The organism is Flavobacterium sp. (assembly GCF_028712645.1).
Classification (GTDB): domain Bacteria; phylum Bacteroidota; class Bacteroidia; order Flavobacteriales; family Flavobacteriaceae; genus Flavobacterium.
This window is the reverse complement of the sequence record NZ_JAQTPQ010000158.1, coordinates 1-3,359: the sequence shown is the minus strand read 5'-3', so window position 1 is coordinate 3,359 and position 3,359 is coordinate 1. Positions and strand designations below refer to the sequence as shown.

5 protein-coding genes are annotated in these 3,359 nt (G+C 35.4%); 4 read left to right on the top strand and 1 reads right to left on the bottom strand.

What is annotated here, in order from left to right:
* Positions 1-105 precede the first annotated feature (105 nt).
* From PHC28_RS12245 to PHC28_RS12235, 3 genes are all read left to right on the top strand, one after another.
* Complete coding sequence (locus PHC28_RS12245) at positions 106-639, top strand: GNAT family N-acetyltransferase (RefSeq protein ID WP_300100766.1); 534 nt, start codon at positions 106-108, stop codon at positions 637-639.
* 5 nt (positions 640-644) lie between these two features.
* The gene (locus PHC28_RS12240; protein ID WP_300100763.1) at positions 645-1,094 is read left to right on the top strand and encodes a GNAT family N-acetyltransferase; all 450 of its coding nucleotides are present in this window, start codon (positions 645-647) and stop codon (positions 1,092-1,094) included.
* Positions 1,095-1,200: 106 nt separating this feature from the next.
* A complete protein-coding gene (locus tag PHC28_RS12235; RefSeq protein WP_300100760.1) occupies positions 1,201-2,163 on the top strand; it encodes a TIGR01212 family radical SAM protein in 963 nt (320 codons plus the stop codon).
* 445 nt (positions 2,164-2,608) lie between these two features.
* Here PHC28_RS12235 and PHC28_RS12230 read toward each other — a convergent pair whose 3' ends face one another.
* Complete coding sequence (locus PHC28_RS12230) at positions 2,609-2,950, bottom strand: group II intron maturase-specific domain-containing protein (protein WP_300100757.1); 342 nt, start codon at positions 2,948-2,950, stop codon at positions 2,609-2,611.
* Positions 2,951-2,992: 42 nt separating this feature from the next.
* Between PHC28_RS12230 and PHC28_RS12225 the strand changes: the two genes are divergently transcribed.
* Positions 2,993-3,250: a group II intron maturase-specific domain-containing protein gene (locus tag PHC28_RS12225; protein WP_367278028.1), complete on the top strand. Its 258-nt coding sequence runs from the start codon at positions 2,993-2,995 to the stop codon at positions 3,248-3,250.
* The last annotated feature ends 109 nt before the right edge of the window (positions 3,251-3,359 follow it).

Genomic DNA, 3,359 nt, shown 5'->3' with positions numbered 1-3,359 from the left:
CAATATTTTGTTCCTAACGGAACAAAAAAATATTAACTAATTTTTGAAAATCCACTAAATTCGCGTTTGTTTTTTATCATTCAATTTTAAATCCTATATTTTTTTATGTCCAAAATCGAAATCAAGAAAGCCACCATTTTAGACCTTGAAATTATTCGAAAAATCAGCGAGCAAACGTTCACGGAAACTTTTGCCGCAGTAAATACACCTGAAAATATGGATAATTATATTCGGGAAAATTTCAATCCAAATCAAATGACTTTGGAAATAAATAATCCCGAATCGGCTTTTTATTATGCAATTTTGGAAAATGAAATTATTGGTTATTTTAAAATAAACTTTGGCAACGCCCAAACTGAAAAGCAAAAAGAAAACGCTCTAGAAATTCACAGAATCTATGTTTTACAAGCTTTTCACGGAAAAAAAGTAGGCCAATTATTGCTCGACGAAGTGTTGAAAATTGCAAAAGAAATGGGAGTAAATTCCGTTTGGTTGGGAGTCTGGGAAGAAAATCACCGAGCATTGCAATTTTATTCTAAAAATGGTTTTGTCGAATTTGACCAACATATTTTCGTTTTAGGTGATGATGTTCAAACTGACTTGTTGATGCAACTCGAGATAAAAAACAAATCAAATTAACCAATATGATTACAACCAAAAGAACAAATTCTGACGATAAAAACTTCCAAAAATTGGTGAAATTATTAGATTTTGAATTGCAGGAACGTGATGGAGAAGAGCATTTTTTTTATGCCGAATTAAATAAAACCAACACCTTAATTTTTGTTATTGTGGCTTACGACATTGAGGAACCAATTGGTTGTGGAGCAATAAGGGATTACTCAAATAACACTATGGAAGTGAAACGAATGTTTGTTCCATTACACAAACGTGGACAAGGAATCGCTTCTAAAATCTTAAATGAATTAGAGATTTGGTGCAGAGAATTAGGTATTAAAAAATGCATTTTAGAAACTGGGAAAAACCAACCAGAAGCCATCGCTCTTTATTTAAAAAACCACTATAAAATTATTCCAAATTTTGGAAAATATAAGGGTGTCGAAAATAGTGTTTGTTTTGAAAAGGAACTCTGATTTCAATGAATAAATAGGGTTAAGTTTAAGTAAAATAGAAATTTTATTTCCACTAATTAAAGACACAATATCAGTTCAAGTAAATCGAATTTCGTATTTTTGAAGTATGAATCAAAAACCAACTTTAGAAGTCAAAGGATACAATAATTACAGTGCCTATTTACGCAAAAAATACAATAACCAACGCGTATATAAAGTCATTGTCGATGGTGGTTTTACTTGCCCTAACAGAGACGGTAGCAAAGGCTACGGAGGTTGTACCTATTGCAATGTCGATTCCTTCACACCAGAAATTTCGAGAACTTCATCCACAATACAATCGCAATTAAAGGACGGGATGGAGCGCGCCAGAAATCACTACAAAGCCGAAAAATTCATTGTATATTTTCAGCCAAATACGAATACTTATGCTCACGTTGATTATTTAAAAGCAATGTATGACAAGGCTTTATACGTCAATACTGAGGATATTGTTGGATTTTCTGTGGGTACACGACCCGATTGCATCGATGCCGAAAAAGTAGCCTTGCTAGAAAGCTATTGTGACCGATTTGACGTGGATTTAGAAATGGGAATGGAGTCGATTTATGATGAAACTTTAGAGCAAATCAACCGAGGCTGCAGCCACGCCGAATTTATCACCGCTGTAGAATTACTAAAAGACAGCCCAATCGATTTGTGTGTGCATACTATTTTTGGCTTCCCTTGGGAAACCCGTGAAATGATGTTGAATTACATTCACGAAATCAACCGATTCCCGCAGATTAAATTTGTGAAATTCCACCATTTACACATTGTCAAAGGTTCGATTATGGGCGTCAAATACAAGAAAAATCCTTTCAAACTCTTCACTTTGGAAGAATACACAGATTTACTTTGCGAATTAATTCCGCTCTTGCGTCCCGATATTGTGATCCAGCGTTTGTTTGGAATCTCTGATTGGGATTTGCTTGTTGCACCCAATTGGTGCTTGAAAAAAACTCAAATTCAAACTTATATGGAGAAAGAAATTGAACGCAGGGGAATTGTGCAAGGTTTGGTTTATGAGGGAAATAAATTTGAGAAGTAAGAAAATTTTGCTTTGTTTATTTTGGTATATTTGAGAATGTATAAAACCAGAACTTTATTAAACCAAGTTTCCAAATTATTAAATAATTATATAGGTATAAGCGTTTAGTTCGCACTTGTTAAGTACTTATTTTATTGATAATTCTTTGTAATTTACCATCTTTCTTATTAACACATCGAATAAAGAAAATGGGGTTTTCTTATATTTTACAAATAGTATAATTGATAAAGAGACTAATAACTTTAAAATAGAAACTGATAGTAAATCAACAGTTAGATCGTTGCTTATTGGAATAGCTACGAAGTCGGGAGACTTCGCAGAGCAATCACGATTATATTTTGCTGTTGCGACTTATTTATAGTCAAGTAGGCAAGAATATTTCAACTCAAGCCTCTCACAGAACCGTACGTGAAACTCTCGCTTCATACGGCTCTTATCATACAAATCACACCGATTTGAAGAGTTGCCAGTGATAAAACAATGTTGGATAGCTGATTTTTATTTCTGCCAACCAACGATGTGCTTTTGTGTAGCTTCTTCCCATCGATTTATACTTATTCCTTACCCATTTTGCTAATCGATTTTGCAAATATCTGAATAATTTTCGTAAGGATGCTACATTGAAATAACCATAATATCGCGAAATTCCTATTATTTGCAAGCGGAGTTTTGTAGCAATATCCTGTATTACTATGTTGCTTTGCTTATGAAACTTTAGATCCTTCCACTTTTGGACTATCCGTGTTTGGGATTTCTGACTTATCTCACAATCAAATCCCAAAAACATTCCTCTGCCTGTTTTGGAGGCTTTGGAGCGAGCTTTGGATTTGTGCCAACGTACAAGAAAGGGAGCAAAAACGACTACCAGTTGGTCGTGGCAGACAAGACTTGGAAGAAACTCAAAGAACGGCTCAAAAGCATCAGCCGCAAAACCGCACCAGTCAAGCTAGAAGAGCGCATTGCCAAGATAAAAGAAGTGCAACGAGGATGGTTAAACTATTTTCGGGGAACGAGTATTATGGGCAAACTACGTGATTTGGACGGCTGGTTAAGAAACCGACTGCGATACTGCATTTGGCACGATTGAGGGCGGAGCGTAAAGAAAATGTCCAGTGGACATTTTTAGCGAACGAGCCAGCAGGCGGGGTGGCAGGAGAGAAAGAGGAAAAATCTGATTCGATTGGGCGTTGACCAAG